Source organism: Parachryseolinea silvisoli (genome assembly GCF_021190955.1).
GTDB lineage: Bacteria > Bacteroidota > Bacteroidia > Cytophagales > Cyclobacteriaceae > Ohtaekwangia > Ohtaekwangia silvisoli.
The window spans coordinates 300,163-316,219 of sequence record NZ_JAIOAO010000001.1 but is presented as its reverse complement, the minus strand read 5'-3'; the positions used below and the strand labels follow the sequence as shown (position 1 = coordinate 316,219).

Below are 16,057 nucleotides of genomic sequence, written 5' to 3'. Positions count from 1 at the left end.
AGGTCAGAGATGGGTAGAGTTGGGTAGAAAAGGGGAGGTTTCCCTCCCCGGCTTTCTGCAGCGTTCGCGGGCAATCGTTATATACCTCAGTATTGTGATACTACTCTGTCAGGCGATTTACCTTTATGTAATCGATTATTTGCGTACAGAGCGTCAGTACTTTGCGGAATGCGGCCGCTGTCGGATAGCGGAACGCCCGCAACAGGCTTTCAGGCTCGAGGCTGTCCAGGCCGAGCGTCGATACCCCGGGCGCTATACGGCGGCATAGATCTGCACCGCTTTTGAACGCCATGATGTCCAGCGCGGCGGCTACATGCAGCAGCGCTCCAAGTGCAGCCCGCGTGACGCGCAGGCTGATCGCAGGCCGTGTGTGGGCCTTGCCCAGTTTCGCGGGTGGCATGGGCCTCGGTGGCGCCTCCTGGTAAAATTCCTGCACCAGGGTAGCGACGGCATCGCTGAGGTGCTCGGGTGAAAGTTGTTTCGGCGCCACCGATGCCCGAAGGGTTTGTACAGCGTGCCGCAGGATGCGGCGCACGTCATCAGGTACTGCATGCTGCAGTGGTTCCATAAGAAAATAGGATTTAACGTTGGGAACTATATCGTTCCCGTATGGCAATAGAACAGCTTCCCGTGCAGATGCCACCTGCAGGAGAAAGGAGGGAGTTATTAAGACTGTGATGATAGGTTTCTACCCACGTGTACTGCGATACGCAGCAAGGGAAATATGCTGGTTGCTCAGGGCATTCACGGGGGTAACAAGTAGAACGAACATAATGGTCATCGTTAATAGTGCATGTATATAAAAATGAAGCATGCATCTTTTGTACTTCAAAACGGGTTATCCAGGCGGAGGGTTGTAAGAATGGGATATATTTATTTTCAGTTTGTTGAAACATATTTATAGTATACCGGATATTTCCGGTGTGTATATAGTACGCTATACCTGTTGTTCGTTCAGGTGCTTGCCTGCACCCCGAGGAGATTGAGACTATCGCCGGTGCGTGCCTCGAATTGTTACGCCCCTTCGGGGCTTGTGTATGATCTATATTGTCTATTCTCCAGGCCTACGCTGGGCGCTTCAGCCTGGGCTGTTGTGTTCCGCCGCTTCGGGGCTGGCTGTACTTATTTAAATACCTTTACATAAGCCAATAGAAATTATCAGCAAACTATACTAATACGCTTGCTTTTTATGACAGGCCCTGGCGGGCGGGCGAGGTGATCGCAAGCCTTGGTGTTGATGGCCAATTACCTGTAGGACAGTGCCTTGCATTTGTCATTTGATCGTCTGGTTTCCGCCGCTATCTTTGCGGCATGTTTAGGAAAGGGATGGTAATGCTGATTTTGACGTGCATGATGCTGCATTGTGCGAGTCGCGTCGGTTTCCTCTCTTACCTGCATCAGCAACGTCATGCGATCGCTTTTGCCCTGGGCCTGATTACGGAAGTGCCCATTGCAATGTGTAGCAGTGATTACGATTTTAGTGACGACCTGTCCATACACGTTTCCGACCCTGACGATGCCGCCCGGCAAACCCTGCCGATGGCATTTGAAATTAACCTGTTCTGTGTTGCGGTAGAGATGCCTGACTTTGCTGCAAAAAAAGTCGGTAACAACGCCGCCCATATCTCCCGTTGGAGCAGCCCATTACAGGGGTGCCTCCGGTCTATCTTTCATCCGCCCGCCATCCTGGCATAAGCTCCAAGCGCTATTCGCTTGACTCCTTCCGTGCGTTGATGCGGAAGCGACCTTATGTATTTCATTTTCATTTATGCACAGGATTCATGAATCGAACATTTTATACCCTTTTAGGGCTCTGCCTTTTTAGTATATCGGCCTTCGGCCAAAACGTTATTCGCGGAAAAATTTACGATGCTGAGACCAAAGAGCCCAGCATTGGTGCTACAGTACAGTTGGCAGGCAATGCACAGGTAGGCACCTTTACCAATGCCGCGGGGCAATTTGAATTGACGAGCAGAGAAGAGTCGCCCCTCGTCAGAATCTCCATGGTGGGTTATGAAACGCAGGAGGTACGCGCGGGTGATGCGCCGCTCACAGTTGCCCTGATGCCCAACGCCCAGGAGATGCAAAGTGTGGTGGTGACAGCCAACCGCGAGGCTACCCTTCGCACCGAAACCCCCATTGCTATTTCCAGGCTGTCGCCGAAGCTGTTGGACGAGACCAAACCCACCCACCTGGTGGAAGCGCTCAACAAAGTGCCGGGTGTGCTGATGGTGAACTATAACAACGAGCAACACGCCATGGCCATACGACAGCCGATGACCACCAACGGTTATTTTCTGTACCTGGAAGACGGTGTGCCGATCCGGCCGCTGGGCGTATTTAACCACAATGCGTTGCTGGAGATCAACCAGTTTGCGCTGAGCTCCGTGGAGGTGATTAAAGGCCCGGCCTCTTCTATCTACGGCGCGGAGGCCATTGGCGGCGCCGTCAATTTCATCATGCAGCGCCCCACGGCCGTACCCACGGCAAAGGTGGGTATCCAATTTGACAACTTCGGTTACCGCCGCCTGCAGGTAAGCGCCGGGGCCCGCACCGGTAAATTTGGTTTCTATATCGCGGGTATGCGCAGTGAACAGACCGATTCGTGGATGGCCAACTCGGACTATGACAAGACGACGGTGAATGCGCGCCTGGAATATCACTTCACGTCCCGCACACGCCTGATCGGAAACTTTATTTATGGCAATTACTTCTCGAATACCGCCGGTAGCGTGGACAGCGTGGCCTTCTTCAGCCGCCAGTATGTGAGTACCACGGACTTTACGTATCGGAAGTCCGACGCCAACCGTTCGCGGCTCACCCTGGAGCACGATTGGCATAGTGGCTCGAAGACCTTTGTCACCCTCTTTAACCGCAACAATGAGCATGGTCAAAACCCGTCGTATGGCATTCGCTGGAACCCGACGCCGAGTGCGACTAACGACCCGACAAAAGCGCGCGGTGAGATTAATTCCAACAACTTCAAGAGCTACGGTATACTGGCCCAGCACAGCCAGCAGTTTTCCTTCCTGGACGCGCGGCTGATCGCCGGCGGTATGTACGACTACTCACCCAATGACTATTGGTCGTACCAGATCGACCTGAATGCGCAGCTGCGTGCCGACGGCAAGTCAGTGGAGCACTATACCCTTGCGCAGGAGCGCCCGGACATTCAGCTCGCCGACTACGAGGCGAAGATCCGGAATGCCGCCGGCTATGTGCAATACGATTTTTCGCCGATTAAAAATCTGCGATTCTCGGCGGGCGCACGGTACGACCGTATGTCTTTTACGTACGACAACTACCTGGAGCGGTCCGATGGCAGCAAGTCGTATAGCAAAATGACACCGAAAATAGGACTGACCTACGAGCTCGCGAAAGACAAAGGGGTATATGCCAATTACTCGCAGGGCTTTTCGCCCCCCGCGTTGACGTCCATCTTCCGTCGCAAGGCCAATACAGAGCCTGCCGAGTTCTATTATAACCTGAAGCCCGCGCAGTTTCAAAACTTCGAGGTAGGCGGCTGGGCTGCATGGTGGGAGAACAAGGTATACTTGGATGTGGCGCTGTATCAAATGAACGGCACCAACGAGTTGCTGAGCATTCGCCAGCCCGACAACTCGACCGACTATCAATCCGCCGGCAAGACGTTGCACCGCGGCGTGGAGCTGGGCCTTACGGTGAAGCCGACCCAACAGTTTTTCTTCCGCTTCGGCGGGACCACTGCGCTGCACCGGTTTGACGATTTCCAGATCAGCACGCGGTCGACCGACCAGTACCAGAACCTGGACGGTTTCGATATGCCCACGGCGCCCCGGTGGAGCTGGAACACGGAATTTTATTATTATCCGACGTTTGTTAAAAACCTCCGTACGTCAATCGAGTGGCAGCACGTCGGCAGCTATTATCAAAATCAGATCAATACGGTGCGATATGATGCGTTCGACGTTGTCAATTATCGCATTGGCTACCAATGGAAGGGCATCGAGGTATATAGCAACGTACTGAACATTGGCGATGTGCTGTATTCACCCAGCGCCAGCCGCGGCAATAATGCGACCGACCGCACAACCTATACGCCGGCGCCGCCGCGTACGTTTGTGTTTGGCATTCAATACAATTTTACCGGTAAAAAATAAGGGCGATGGAAAACAAATCAATGGCCACTTTTCAACAGGCAGACACCGGGGCCAATACATCCGGGGCATCCGCCACGGCAGGGAATCTAACCACCACGCTTCGGCGTAAAATCTATGCATGGCATCGCACGATCGGCCTGGTGACGATCATACCCGTCATATTCTGGTGCCTTTCGGGATTGATGCACCCGTTCCTGTCGCATTGGTTCAAGCCGACGATCGCACGCGAAGTTATGATGCCGAAGACGCTCGACAAGGCGCAGATCACACTGTCCCTGCAAGAGGTGCTGACGCGGAACAAGGTCGCCGACTTCAAGAACTTTCGCATGGTCGCTTTCAATGGCCAAACCTTTTATCAAGTAAAGGGCATTGACGGCTACCTGCGGTATTACAGCGCGGCCACCGGCGAGCTGCTCCAGGACGGTGATAAGAAATACGCCGAGTTTATGGCGCGCTATTTCCTGGACGATCAACAGAGCGCCATCACCTCGGTCACGCAGCAAAAGGAGTTTAACCAGCAGTACAAATATGTGAACCGCTACCTGCCGGTTTGGAAAGTAAGCTTTGACCGGCCGGACGGTATGGATGTATATATCGAAACTGCTTCGAGCCGGTTAGGTACTTTTAATACGACCTCGCGCAAGGCATTTCTGTGGGTATTCGATAATTTTCATAATTGGGCCTTCATCGGCAACATTACGAATAACACGTTGCGCATTACGATCATGGTGGCGTTGCTGGGAGTGATCCTGGCGTCGGCGGTCACCGGCATTGTGATCTATGGCTTGTTCTGGAGGCGATTTAAAAAACTTAGCAGCGCGACCGAGAAGAAGGGCATTCGGAAGTATCACCGGCAGATTGGGGTCGCGACAGCTTTCATTACACTGACGTTTACGTTCAGCGGTGCGTTTCACGCTACCCGTAAGCTCGAACCAAATGTATTGCCCGAGATGGCATACGAGCCGGCCATCCTGACACGCGAGTTGACGACGGTATCGCTGGCACTGGATGTTGACTGGGAACGGCTGCACAACCTTTCCATCGTACGAAAAAGTAAACACGATTACTTTCAGGCGTTTTATTTGCCCAATGACGATGAACCCGCGCAAACAGTATACATTGATGCTGTCGATGGGATGGTATGGCAGAACGGGGATATCGCCTATGCTAAATTTCTAGGCAAGAAGTTCCTCGCCGTGCTGAGCCACGCCACGAACATGACGGCGGCGTGTTGTGAAGAAATGGGAGATGTGCAAAGTTCGGGCGTGGATCAGGATGCTACGCTCTTAAAAGCGGAGATCGTTCCGAAGTTTGAAAGCCGGGAGTATGGATTTGTTTTCAAGCGGCTCCCGGTCGTGCGCTTGCAATATGATACGCCTGATGACCATGCTTTGTATATTGAGACAGCGACATCGCGGCTCGCGGCGAGTATTGGCGCTACGGATCGTATAGAGGGCTATTCGTTTGCTATATTTCATAAGTTCTTGCTGATGGATTGGGCCGGGAAGAATGTGCGGGATATTATGATGCTGCTGTCTGCTTTCGGGGTGTTGACGGTATCGGTGCTGGGGGTGTTGGTTTTTTTGAGAAAGGCATAGTGTCACTATAATTGAAGTGCCTTTCGAATATCAGTATAGCTTCTAACCACGATCGCGCCCATCGCCTCGAACTGTTTCGGCCAGCGAAGCGAATCGTCGGAGACGCTACTCTCTAACACAAACAACTTCCGTTTCTGATATAGCGCCGCGCGCCCCAGTCCAAGCGTGCCCGACATATCGCCCGCTTCGACAATGATGGAGGCTTCGCTCAGCGCAGCGCTCACCTTGTTTCGCTCCGGGAAGAATTTACTATTCTGCTTATAATCCTGCTGGCTGTGGAGCCAATAGGGCACTGGGCTGATGAGCAGGTGTTGCTGTGCAATGGTTTCTTGCAACGCAGCATGTTCCGCAGGATACGCGTGGTTAACCGGGGTGCCAATGACCCCCACGGTGTGTCCATTATTCTCCAACGCGATGCGGTGAGCCGCCGCATCGATGCCGGCAGCAAGGCCGGAAACGATCGTGATGCCGTCGTGGACGAGCTGCGTAACGAGCTTCGCCGTACGCGCAAGGCCTTCTGGTGTGGGGTGTCGGGTGCCGACGACGGTGACCATTCGCGTTTGTAGTAAGCGCACGTCGCCGCGGTAATACAGTAGCTCGACCGGATGCTCGGCGTCGCGCAGGCGCGTGGGATAATCGGGCGTGCCGTAAAGCAGCACGCCGGGTCGCTGCGACGGGAGCTTAAGTGTGGCGAGCCTTTCGGCATATCGCGCGATCTCCTGTGGATCGACGAGCGATGAAGGTGACTGGCCGGGGTACCGGGCAAAGAAGGCTGCCAGCCTGGCCATGGTCATTTGCGGCCGGGCCCACAAGGCTTCGTACGCAGCCATCTCGCGCAACAGATCGCGCGTGTTAAAGGGGCTGGCACTATCGTCATGAAGGGTTAGCTGCATGGCTGGAATACCACGCGTGATGGTGGAAGTTCAGGGCGTTACAATTTTCATTGCAAAAAATTATGCCATGGGAGGTCTGGTCGCTACTCTCGTGTAGGGCGAGGTATATTTAGGGATAGCACCGGCATTTGAAAGATGTCATCGGACGCCAGTATACCCAGATGTTCCCGGCGGCGAAGGGTGGGCGTAGGGTACTACCCGGAAAAGATTACCCCAATTGTCTGTGGACATTCATCGACACGCAGTGCAGGACGCTGCTCCCATTTCCTCGGGGAAAACCAGGAAAGATTTCTGACTACGCTGTAACCTCCGGCATTACACTGATGTAAACATCCTTTACGGCCGGGTAAAACTGGTCTGTTGCGTTAGTTGCGAGCGCTTTTCGCTGGGGACATCCCCGGGCATTGCTTTTGTTCATAAGCACAAAACTACATGCGTATGAAAATAATACCGACACGCGTCCACGGAGTATTAGATTATCTCGTGGGCGCATTCCTGGTGCTGACACCCTGGGTCTTTGGATTCTGGCGCAATGGTGCCGAGAGCTGGGTGCCGATCTCGCTCGGGGCCGCCGCCATTGTCTATAGTTTGCTGACGAACTATGAGCTGGGTCCGGTGAAGCTGTTGTCGATGCGTACACATCTGTGGTTGGACCTGGCCTCGGGTGTATTCCTGACGCTATCGCCGTGGATCTTTGGATTTAGCGATTATGTATATGTGCCGCACGTCGTGCTCGGTTTGATGGAGATTGCTGTATCGATCATGACCGATCCCAACCCGTACGCGAATGCGGCGCGGGGACACGCGACGGCCCATTCGCGCGCTCACTAAGATTATACTTGTTCTGATCATTTTCTGATCATTCGTTCACCTGCCGGCAGCCATAAGGCTGGACCGCCGGCTTTATACGATTTATTTTTATACACTAACCCTCTGATTAAATATGCTGGCAATGAATTATCGCGGGCCCTTTCGAGTGCGTGCCGATCGCAACAGGCCCTATCCTGAAATTATGCACCCGCGGGACGCCATTGTGCGGGTAACGCGTTCGTGCATCTGTGGGTCGGATCTACACTTGTACCACGGATTGGTCCCCGACACCCGTGTAGGTAGTACGTTCGGTCATGAGTTTACAGGCATTGTAGAGGAGGTCGGCGAGGAGATCACTACATTAAAGGTGGGCGATCATGTCCTTGTTCCTTTTAATATCGCCTGTGGCACATGCTCTTTTTGCCAACAAGGTTTGTATGGCAACTGCCACGAGTCTAATCCCGAAGCCACTGCGGTGGGCGGCATTTTTGGGTATTCGCACACTGCCGGTGGCTACGATGGTGGGCAGGCCGAATATGTACGTGTGCCATATGCCGACGTGGGGCCAACGATTATACCGGCAGGTATGGACCTGGACGATGCCGTGCTGCTTACGGACGTCGTGCCTACCGGCTATCAGGCTGCCGAGATGGGCGGTATACAGAAAGGCGATACGGTGGTGGTATTCGGCGCCGGGCCGATTGGCATTATGGCGGCGCGGTGCGCATGGCTGTTCGGCGCACAGCGCGTCATCATTATCGACCATATTGAATACCGGCTGGAGTTTGCGCGGCAATATGCAAAATGCGAGGCCTATAACTTCCGCTCTATCGGCGATCCGGTGTTTTTCCTAAAAAAAGCAACGGACTACTATGGTGCTGATGTTTGTATCGATGCTGTGGGATGTGAAGCAGCGGGTAGCGCGATGCAAACCTTTACTGGCCGGAAAACGCTGCTGCAAGCGGGTTCAGCGACGGCGCTGCACTGGGCCATCAACGCAGTGAAGAAGGGTGGTATAGTGTCTATCGTGGGTGTGTACGGGCCTACCTGGAACCTGGTGCCGATCGGCAACGTGGTAAACAAAGGCATTACGATCCGAGCGAACCAGGCGTCAGTCAAAAGATTATTGCCGAAGCTGGTGGATCATGTGATGGCCGGGCGCCTGAATCCCAAGGAGCTGATTACACACCGTGTTCCGCTAGAGGAGGTATCGGATGCCTACCACATCTTCTCGCAGAAGCTCGACAACTGTATAAAAACAATTCTCATTCCACCGCGCGCCGAGGCGGCCGCATAACCTATGTGATAAATGAAAACCGAAATAACACCAACGCCTATTCACCCTGCGCCGGGCGCAGGGACAGACCTGCCAGGCTGGGGCATCGACGCCGACCCGACCAACAATCCCACGCACCCGATGAAGCATTATACGGGCGCAGACCACGACAGGCTCAACTATCCGCGCGCGCTGCAACAGACGCGCACGGTGGAAGTGCTGCAGTCTAACGAGCGGCCTACACTAACGCGGGTCTTCGGCACCGCCGTGCCGCCGAGCGGCGTCAGCGGCATGCTGCGCCGGTATGCTTTCCGGTTCAGTGAGGGGAGTGCAGGTCACTGGCTCACGCTGATTTTAGCCGACCGGATTAATGCCATGGAGGGAATTGCCGACGACCTGCGGCACGGCACGGTGCCCAATATCTTTGCCGAGCGCGGTTGGAACGCCGCCTGGAAACATGATCGCAAGAATGTGATCAAAAGGGTGGCGATTGGCGCGGCTATTACCGCGGCCGTGGTAACTTTTGCTGTGATGCACAAGGCCGGAAAGAAAAAATTGAGTATATGAGCAAAACGATAACGATCAGCAAGCGGACGGGATGGATTATGACTGGAGTAGCTATACTAGTCGTCATCATTCTGTGGATCGCCACTGCACGGGACGGGCACAGCCTGTTGAACCCGGACCAACCCGGCACAACGGAGCCGACACCCTACGACAGCCGTGAGAACGGCGAAAAGCAGTAGCTTCTGCAAAATATAAAAAAAACAGCCCATCGTATGGATGGGCTGTTAGCTACCACAAGGAAACAACGGGCAAACACAAAACAAACGGCTCGGATTGGCTATTCTGCCGGTTCCCAAGCCGCTTCGTTGTTGACGTTTGAAACCGCTACTTCGGTGAGCAGCATATCTGCCTTTTTCTCTTCTTCCAAAGTGCTTTCGAGGATTGCAACGGCTTCGTCCAATTGCAGGGTTTGTGCAAATGTGCGCAACGTGCCGTAAGAAGAAATCTCGTAATGCTCTACTTTTTGTGTAGAGGCAATGATCGCAGCGTCGCGCATCGCACCTTCTTCCGCTTCGCCCATTACTTCCTCGGCTTCTTTCAGCAAACCTTCCATCGCTTCGCATTTTTTGGCGCGTGGCGTTTTATCGAGCAATTCGAAGATGCGCTCGACGCGGGTCACCTGTTCTTCCGTTTCCGCCAGGTGGTCCTGGAGGGCTGTCACGAGCTCCTGCGACGTAGCGTTCTTGGCCATTTTAGGAAGGGCTTTTAGCAATGCCTTCTCGACCCAGTAAATATCGCGGAGTTCTTGTTCGAAGAGTTTGCCCAGCTTCGAGGACATCTCCTCCGATATGGCGGTTTTTTCTGACTTTTTCATGTTGGTACTATGTTGGTTTAGCTGTATCCATACAAATACAGGTCCCGTGCGCTACGGTGCTAAAAATGTGTTCGTCGGCGTATAGACGTCCACATAATGTAGAGCACAGGCAACATGGGCATTAAGTTTTACTAGTTGGGACTGTGCGTCGTAGGGCTGCGTATATAAGTATATATCCGGAAATACCCCTACGTGAAACTAATTGATGAGAAAATAAGTATGAATACAGACGTGTATACCGAGGGTGAAACGATTTGTTGCGTGACGTGTAACAAAGCGCTGCAGGCGGATCTTTGGAGTAATGGGTTTTTTCAATACCTGGCGATTCTGCTGGTTATAGTGGTGCTGCTGGCACTGGTCGTGTTGTCCATAGGGTATGTATACCGACTGCGACCTGGTAGGTACCGCGCCATGCTAAACCCGGCACCGCTTGTCACGGCGGCGCTGGTGCTCGGCATCGGCATGGGCGGTTTTGTCGATGGTATCGTGTTCCATCAGCTATTGCAGTGGCACCAGATGTTGTCGGCTAAGCTGCCACCTGATTCAGTGACCGCGAAAAGCGTGAATATGTTTTGGGATGGTGTCTTCCACCTGCTCATGCTGGTGGACGTAGGTGTTGGCATCGTGCTGTTATGGTGGGTGGGACGGCGCCGCGAGGCAGACAAGTCCGGGTGGCTGCTCGCAGGTGGTATGCTGGCGGGCTGGGGGATATTTAATATAGTGGAAGGGTTGATAGACCATCAGCTGGTGGGCTTGCATAACGTGCGCGAGGCAGCGGCATCGCCGGAAACCTGGAACCTTGGTTTTTTGATCGTCTCGGTGCTGATGCTAGCCGTGGGCGTCAGCATGATGCGCCACCGTGGCGTTAAGCCCGCCGCCTACAGTACTGACAGTATCCATTAACGTGGCAGGGCATGGTTTTAGTTCCTGTCAATTATATCAGATTACATGATGGATAAGCATTCCTTCTTTTACCGCAACAGTTTGACGATTGTGCTGGTTGTATTTTTTCTCGCCTGCATCTTCGGGCAGATATTAACGGGATGGCACGAGCACAACGACGAGCTTCAGGAGTATGGCGTCTCCGCACTGTCGTTATCACAATACCTGCTGACCGGCCACTTTTATCAAACAACCTTCGAGAATTGGGAGAGCGAGTTTTTGCAAATGGCGATGTACGTCGTGCTGACAATTTTCCTGCGGCAGCGCGGCTCGAGCGAGTCGAAGTCGATGGAGGAAGAAGAGGAGGTAGACCGCGAGCCAGACCCCACGCGTCCGGACGCGCCATGGCCGGTACGAAAAGGCGGAATCTATTTAGCCATTTATAAACACTCCCTGTCGCTGGCGTTTGTGCTGTTATTTCTGTTGAGCTTTGTGCTGCATGCCTACGGCAGCTTGAAGAACTTTAATGAAGAGCAACAGCTACAGGGCAAGTCCGTTGTGAGCCTGTCAGAATTTATGGGAGAGACGCGGTTCTGGTTTGAATCGTTTCAAAACTGGCAGAGCGAATTTGTGGCCGTGATCTCGATTGTGGTGCTGTCGATCTTCTTGCGGCAACACGGTTCGCCGGAGTCCAAGCCCGTCGATGCCCCGGACAGCGAAACCGGAGAATAATTTCCGTATAAACCCGTAGACATCGGCCACGTGGCTGGCATAGTCTTTTCGAGTGTATGACAGATGCCAATATTGGAGGAGTCTATGAATGCAAGCAGCAACAACCGGATGTTACAGAGCGTGCACTCCTTACCGAAGCCTGTGTATTATTGCTTGTCGGAAGACAGGCTGGAAACACTCTCGCTGTACCGGTATACGACACAAGAATTTATCGACCTGTTTTTCGATACCGGACGGCTACGGCTCAATAGCCTTCGGATATACCGTGCAGAACGAAAGCCCGATCATAAGCTGAATGTGGAAGTGGAAGACCGGCAGGAGGGAAAAGCGCTAATCGTGACGGACTCGCCACACGCCGACGAAAAAGATTTCTCGCATGGCTTTCTCAACCTGAGTACGTCGCTCACGTGTTCCGACGAATTGCGGCGAACGTTCGAGCGGGCTGCCGGCGGTAAAAAGAAGTATGGGATGTTTGCGATACAAAAGCCGATTCTCTTTGGGCAAGCGATTGCAGAGCGCATCCATGCGCGCTACCCGTTGCAACATATACTGGCCGGGAAATGCGACTATGCCGAACGGCGCGATAAGCTGTTGGAAACACATGACCCGGACTTTCTGCCCGACGTGCTCGGTGATCTGGAAGATAAAGAGCTTCTTTCCTATTTGTCGACGCCGAACGATTACAAAGGGGGCTCCGTACAAGATGTGGTGAAGGTGTTTTTTCTAAAAGAGAAGCAGCTCGAACACCAGTCTGAATTTCGTTACCTGTGGAAAAGTGAAGCACTGGCCGTACGCGACTACCTCGACATCGAGGTGCCGGAAGCTGTTCAATATTGTCGCCTTGTTCGTTAACCCTTTTACCCCTAAAAGATGATTGCATACCACGCATCGCATGAACAATTTTCGCCGCGCGAATTACTGCGGTTTGCCAAACTGGCCGAGCGCGCCGGCTTTGAGGCTATACATTCTTCCGATCATTTTCATCCCTGGAGCGAGCGGCAGGGGCAAAGCGGTTTTTCCTTTGCCTGGCTGGGCGCGGCCATGCAGGCGACGCATGTACCATTCGGGATGATTTGCGCGCCGGGCCCCCGGTATCACCCCACGCTTATCGCGCAGGCGTGTGGCACGTTGCAGCAAATGTTTCCGCGGCGGCTGTGGGTAACGCTGGGCAGCGGCGAAGCGTTGAATGAAGTGATTACGGGCAGTAGCTGGCCGGATAAACAGACAAGGAACGAACGCCTGCTGGAGGCCGCCAGCATTATCCGCAGGTTGTTTACGGGAGAAGAAGTATCCCACGAGGGGCATTTTGTCACGCATAAAGCTAAGCTGTACTCACTGCCCGGCACGCCGCCGGCGTTGCTCGGTGCGGCGTTGTCGCCCGAGACGGCCGCGCTTCACGGCCGCTGGGCTGACGGTCTGCTCACGACCGGACATGATCCGGCGGCGGTAGGCAAGATCGTTCAGGCATTCCGTGACAACGGCGGTGCCGGCAAACCTATATACCTGAAATTTCAGTTGTCGTACGCACGTGACAAGGCCGTGGCTGAAGACGAGGCGTATGACCAGTGGCGCAACAATGTGCTGCCGCGCGAGATGCTGGCCACGCTGCAGTACGTTTCTGATTTCGACGTCGCCGGCCAGGCCGTGACCCGTGAGGATCTCCGCCAGCGGCTGCCGATTTCCGACGACCCGGCATTCTTCCTGGCACGGATCAATGAATATCAGAACGTAGGCTGTGATCATATTATTCTGCACAACGTGAATCGCCGCCAGGAGGAATTTATGAAGGATTTTGGTCACGTAGTCCTAAAAGCCAACCTGCAAGTGACGTAAATTGCGCGTATGGTATAACGATTGCCGCGTGACCGGCTATCATGTTTTCTGGGTGTTGGCAAATAGAACCACTATATTTGCAAGACAACGCACCCTATGCCCCTACATACTATTTGGCTGGTCGATGATGATACAGACGACTGCATGTTGTTTGAAGACGCCATTGCGGAACTCGGCGTTGCGCTTTCAGTTGTGTGTGTAGCCGACGGTGCGGATTTGTTAAACAAATTGCGACGGGCCACGCGCCCGCCCGATCTTGTATTTCTCGACGTCAACATGCCGATAAAAAATGGGATGGACTGTTTAGCCGAAATCAAACGCGACGAGCAATTTATCCGGCTGCCTGTGGTGATGTGGTCCACGTCCGGGCAAGCTGATATTGTTGAAAAAGCGTATCGACTGGGTGCAAGATTGTTTATGAAAAAGCCAAATAGCTTCAACAATTTGAAGTCGTTATTGCACGGTATTTTGCAGTTGGATTTCCAGCTGCACGGATCGCTGGAAGACTTTGTTGTGGGGAAATAAAACCTCATGCTCCTTGCGGGGCATATTGGTGTGAAAGCGTACTTTTACTCTTTCGCTATGGTAGTTATTCAAACAGACTTTCTTAACGCGATCCCTTTTCCGGTGATGTACGTTGACCGGGAGTTTCGTTTTCAATCCTCGAACAACGCTTTCAACGCATGGATCGGTCAGGAATATAAGGTTACACCCGGGCAACCGCTGTCCGTCATTTTTGGTGAGCAGTTCTTTGACCGCGTTCGGTTTACTGTGATGGCTACGGGTCAAACGGGAGAGGCGTTTCCCTATCGCCTGCGGCGGGATGGCACCTATAGCCCGGTGGAAGTTTTTGTTACGGCCGATGTGCATGAACAGGACGAAGTAAAAGGCTATACACTCGTCATTCAGGATGTGTCGCATCGCCGTCAACGTGAGCGTCATTTGCAGGATTATGTAGACACGGCGCCCATTGGGCTGCATTGGGTCAACGCGGAAGGTATCATTATTTGGGCGAACCAGGCCGAGCTCGATATGCTGGGCTATCGTGCCGATGAATATATAGGGCGCCACATCGGCGAGTTTCATGCCACACAGGAAGGCGCGACAGAGATACTGCGCCGTCTGGCGGCGAACGATGTGCTGCAGCAATACGAGGCGGCCATGGTGCACCGGGACGGATCGATTCGCGACGTGCTAATCAGCTCGAGCGTGCTGTGGGAGAACGGCAAGTTTGTGCATACGCGCTGCTTTACACAAGACATTACCGGCCACCGGCCGCCACTAGAAAACATGGCCTTTCAACGAGGGCTGGAACGCCTCGTGGCGGAGCGTACGCGTGAGCTGTCGATACGAAACCAGGAGCTGAAAGCCAGCGAAGAACGGTATCATCGCATGATCGAAGAGGTCGAAGACTATGCTATTCTTTTATTGAGCCCGGAAGGAATTATTGAGAACTGGAACAAAGGCGCCGAAAAGATCAAAGGCTATACCGCCGAAGAGGCCATTGGCCGCAGCTTCCGGATGTTTTATGTTGCGGCTGACCAGGAGCGGAAGTTACCCGACCGTTTACTGCAGGAGGCGATATTGAAAGGCAAGGCAACGCACGAAGGATATCGCGTGCGAAAGGATGGAACGATGTTCTGGGGAAGTATCCTGATCACCACGTTGCACGACGACGACGGCCGCGTGATCGGCTTTTCAAAAGTTACCCGCGACCTGAGTGAGCGAAAGAAAGCACAGGATGCCATCCAACGCAAGAACGAAGAGCTGGAGAAGATGAACCAGGAGCTGTCGTCGTTTGCCTATGTATCGAGTCACGACTTGCAGGAGCCGCTGCGCAAGATCAGGGCCTTCTCGTCGCGCATACTGGAACTCGACTATGACCGGTTGTCGGAGAAGGGGCGTGATCATTTCGAGCGGATACAGCGCTCTGCCGAGCGCATGCAGGCGCTGATCGAAGACCTGCTGAGCTATTCGCGCACCAGTACTTCCGATCGCATACCGGAGGAGATCAACCTGCAGACTGCGGTAACGCACGTGATAGACGAACTGGCCGAGCGCATCGAAGAGAAGCGGGCCACCATAGCGTACGACGACCTGCCAGTGATCAAAGGCATCCCCTTCCAGATACACCAGCTGCTGGTGAACCTGATCAGCAACGCCCTGAAATTCTCCAAGCTCCAGGAGCAGGAGCTGCCGCGTATTGAAATTCGCGCCACGCTGGTACCCGGCTCGCTGATGCGGTTTGCCAAAGTGGATGCTACCCGGCAATACCACTGCATCGCGGTGGCCGACAATGGCATAGGCTTCGAACCGGAATTCCGCAAAAAGATATTTGACATCTTTCAACGACTGCACCACCGCGACCGATATGAAGGCACGGGAGTAGGACTGGCGATCTGTCGCCGCATAGCCGAGAACCACGAAGGGTTTATCGAAGCCCAGGGCGTGCCGGGCCAGGGCGCTGTATTCCAGGTATATATACCCGTCTGATAGAGGATTTTCCGCTCGGT

16 protein-coding genes are annotated in these 16,057 nt (G+C 53.7%); 13 read left to right on the top strand and 3 right to left on the bottom strand.

Translation table 11 applies throughout. The annotated features are described in order from the left end of the window. Nucleotides 1-100: 100 nt before the first annotated feature. Nucleotides 101-568, bottom strand: a complete 468-nt coding sequence (locus K7P01_RS01330) for a hypothetical protein (RefSeq protein WP_267289039.1) — start codon at nt 566-568, stop codon at nt 101-103. A 782-nt stretch (nt 569-1,350) separates the two neighbouring features. On the opposite strand from K7P01_RS01330, the gene K7P01_RS01325 reads away from it, so the two are divergent. The 3 genes from K7P01_RS01325 to K7P01_RS01315 all read left to right on the top strand — a co-directional run bounded on the left by K7P01_RS01325 (nt 1,351) and on the right by K7P01_RS01315 (nt 5,737). Then, entirely contained in the window at nt 1,351-1,695 is a 345-nt protein-coding gene (locus K7P01_RS01325) for a hypothetical protein (protein WP_267289037.1), read from the top strand. 86 nt (nt 1,696-1,781) lie between these two features. Further along, nucleotides 1,782-4,139 carry a TonB-dependent receptor gene (locus K7P01_RS01320; RefSeq protein ID WP_267289035.1) on the top strand — a complete coding sequence of 786 codons (2,358 nt, stop codon included), beginning with the start codon at nt 1,782-1,784 and terminating at the stop codon, nt 4,137-4,139. A gap of 5 nt (nt 4,140-4,144) precedes the next feature. Beyond that, nucleotides 4,145-5,737: a PepSY domain-containing protein gene (locus K7P01_RS01315; RefSeq protein ID WP_267289033.1), complete on the top strand. Its 1,593-nt coding sequence runs from the start codon at nt 4,145-4,147 to the stop codon at nt 5,735-5,737. A gap of 5 nt (nt 5,738-5,742) precedes the next feature. On the opposite strand, the gene K7P01_RS01310 is transcribed toward K7P01_RS01315, so the two are convergent. Next, the gene (locus K7P01_RS01310; protein WP_267289031.1) at nt 5,743-6,630 is read right to left on the bottom strand and encodes a DNA-processing protein DprA; all 888 of its coding nucleotides are present in this window, start codon (nt 6,628-6,630) and stop codon (nt 5,743-5,745) included. Between the two features lie 438 nt (nt 6,631-7,068). On the opposite strand from K7P01_RS01310, the gene K7P01_RS01305 reads away from it, so the two are divergent. From K7P01_RS01305 to K7P01_RS01290, 4 genes are all read left to right on the top strand, one after another. Continuing rightward, a complete protein-coding gene (locus K7P01_RS01305) occupies nt 7,069-7,461 on the top strand; it encodes an SPW repeat domain-containing protein (protein WP_267289029.1) in 393 nt (130 codons plus the stop codon). Between the two features lie 112 nt (nt 7,462-7,573). Beyond that, nucleotides 7,574-8,737: a zinc-dependent alcohol dehydrogenase gene (locus K7P01_RS01300; RefSeq protein WP_267289027.1), complete on the top strand. Its 1,164-nt coding sequence runs from the start codon at nt 7,574-7,576 to the stop codon at nt 8,735-8,737. Between the two features lie 12 nt (nt 8,738-8,749). After that, nucleotides 8,750-9,283 (top strand): hypothetical protein, encoded by a 534-nt coding sequence (locus K7P01_RS01295; RefSeq protein ID WP_267289025.1) that lies wholly within the window; start codon nt 8,750-8,752, stop codon nt 9,281-9,283. Further along, nucleotides 9,280-9,462: a hypothetical protein gene (locus K7P01_RS01290; protein ID WP_267289023.1), complete on the top strand. Its 183-nt coding sequence runs from the start codon at nt 9,280-9,282 to the stop codon at nt 9,460-9,462. The genes K7P01_RS01295 and K7P01_RS01290 overlap by 4 nt, the downstream gene beginning before the upstream one ends. A 98-nt stretch (nt 9,463-9,560) precedes the next feature. Here the strand turns inward: K7P01_RS01290 and K7P01_RS01285 are convergent, their stop codons facing one another. Beyond that, the gene (locus K7P01_RS01285) at nt 9,561-10,097 is read right to left on the bottom strand and encodes a YciE/YciF ferroxidase family protein (protein WP_267289021.1); all 537 of its coding nucleotides are present in this window, start codon (nt 10,095-10,097) and stop codon (nt 9,561-9,563) included. 219 nt (nt 10,098-10,316) lie between these two features. On the opposite strand from K7P01_RS01285, the gene K7P01_RS01280 reads away from it, so the two are divergent. The 6 genes from K7P01_RS01280 (at nt 10,317) to K7P01_RS01255 (ending at nt 16,037) form a co-directional block, all read left to right on the top strand. Then, the gene (locus tag K7P01_RS01280; RefSeq protein ID WP_267289019.1) at nt 10,317-11,000 is read left to right on the top strand and encodes a DUF2243 domain-containing protein; all 684 of its coding nucleotides are present in this window, start codon (nt 10,317-10,319) and stop codon (nt 10,998-11,000) included. 45 nt (nt 11,001-11,045) lie between these two features. After that, on the top strand, nt 11,046-11,711 hold the full coding sequence (locus K7P01_RS01275; RefSeq protein ID WP_267289017.1) for a DUF6766 family protein: 666 nt from the start codon (nt 11,046-11,048) through the stop codon (nt 11,709-11,711). Nucleotides 11,712-11,795: 84 nt separating this feature from the next. Continuing rightward, nucleotides 11,796-12,563 (top strand): hypothetical protein, encoded by a 768-nt coding sequence (locus K7P01_RS01270; RefSeq protein WP_267289015.1) that lies wholly within the window; start codon nt 11,796-11,798, stop codon nt 12,561-12,563. Nucleotides 12,564-12,581: 18 nt separating this feature from the next. Beyond that, complete coding sequence (locus K7P01_RS01265; RefSeq protein ID WP_267289013.1) at nt 12,582-13,544, top strand: TIGR03885 family FMN-dependent LLM class oxidoreductase; 963 nt, start codon at nt 12,582-12,584, stop codon at nt 13,542-13,544. Between the two features lie 96 nt (nt 13,545-13,640). Then, on the top strand, nt 13,641-14,069 hold the full coding sequence (locus tag K7P01_RS01260; RefSeq protein ID WP_267289011.1) for a response regulator: 429 nt from the start codon (nt 13,641-13,643) through the stop codon (nt 14,067-14,069). Nucleotides 14,070-14,126: 57 nt separating this feature from the next. Further along, nucleotides 14,127-16,037 (top strand): PAS domain-containing sensor histidine kinase, encoded by a 1,911-nt coding sequence (locus K7P01_RS01255; RefSeq protein WP_267289009.1) that lies wholly within the window; start codon nt 14,127-14,129, stop codon nt 16,035-16,037. The last annotated feature ends 20 nt before the right edge of the window (nt 16,038-16,057 follow it).

Coding starts and splice junctions, on each gene's coding strand:
- K7P01_RS01330 (WP_267289039.1), bottom strand. CDS start 568: ATGGAACCACTGCAGCATGCAGTACCTGATGACGTGCGCCGCATCCTG.
- K7P01_RS01325 (WP_267289037.1), top strand. CDS start 1,351: ATGATGCTGCATTGTGCGAGTCGCGTCGGTTTCCTCTCTTACCTGCAT.
- K7P01_RS01320 (WP_267289035.1), top strand. CDS start 1,782: ATGAATCGAACATTTTATACCCTTTTAGGGCTCTGCCTTTTTAGTATA.
- K7P01_RS01315 (WP_267289033.1), top strand. CDS start 4,145: ATGGAAAACAAATCAATGGCCACTTTTCAACAGGCAGACACCGGGGCC.
- K7P01_RS01310 (WP_267289031.1), bottom strand. CDS start 6,630: ATGCAGCTAACCCTTCATGACGATAGTGCCAGCCCCTTTAACACGCGC.
- K7P01_RS01305 (WP_267289029.1), top strand. CDS start 7,069: ATGAAAATAATACCGACACGCGTCCACGGAGTATTAGATTATCTCGTG.
- K7P01_RS01300 (WP_267289027.1), top strand. CDS start 7,574: ATGCTGGCAATGAATTATCGCGGGCCCTTTCGAGTGCGTGCCGATCGC.
- K7P01_RS01295 (WP_267289025.1), top strand. CDS start 8,750: ATGAAAACCGAAATAACACCAACGCCTATTCACCCTGCGCCGGGCGCA.
- K7P01_RS01290 (WP_267289023.1), top strand. CDS start 9,280: ATGAGCAAAACGATAACGATCAGCAAGCGGACGGGATGGATTATGACT.
- K7P01_RS01285 (WP_267289021.1), bottom strand. CDS start 10,097: ATGAAAAAGTCAGAAAAAACCGCCATATCGGAGGAGATGTCCTCGAAG.
- K7P01_RS01280 (WP_267289019.1), top strand. CDS start 10,317: ATGAATACAGACGTGTATACCGAGGGTGAAACGATTTGTTGCGTGACG.
- K7P01_RS01275 (WP_267289017.1), top strand. CDS start 11,046: ATGATGGATAAGCATTCCTTCTTTTACCGCAACAGTTTGACGATTGTG.
- K7P01_RS01270 (WP_267289015.1), top strand. CDS start 11,796: ATGAATGCAAGCAGCAACAACCGGATGTTACAGAGCGTGCACTCCTTA.
- K7P01_RS01265 (WP_267289013.1), top strand. CDS start 12,582: ATGATTGCATACCACGCATCGCATGAACAATTTTCGCCGCGCGAATTA.
- K7P01_RS01260 (WP_267289011.1), top strand. CDS start 13,641: ATGCCCCTACATACTATTTGGCTGGTCGATGATGATACAGACGACTGC.
- K7P01_RS01255 (WP_267289009.1), top strand. CDS start 14,127: ATGGTAGTTATTCAAACAGACTTTCTTAACGCGATCCCTTTTCCGGTG.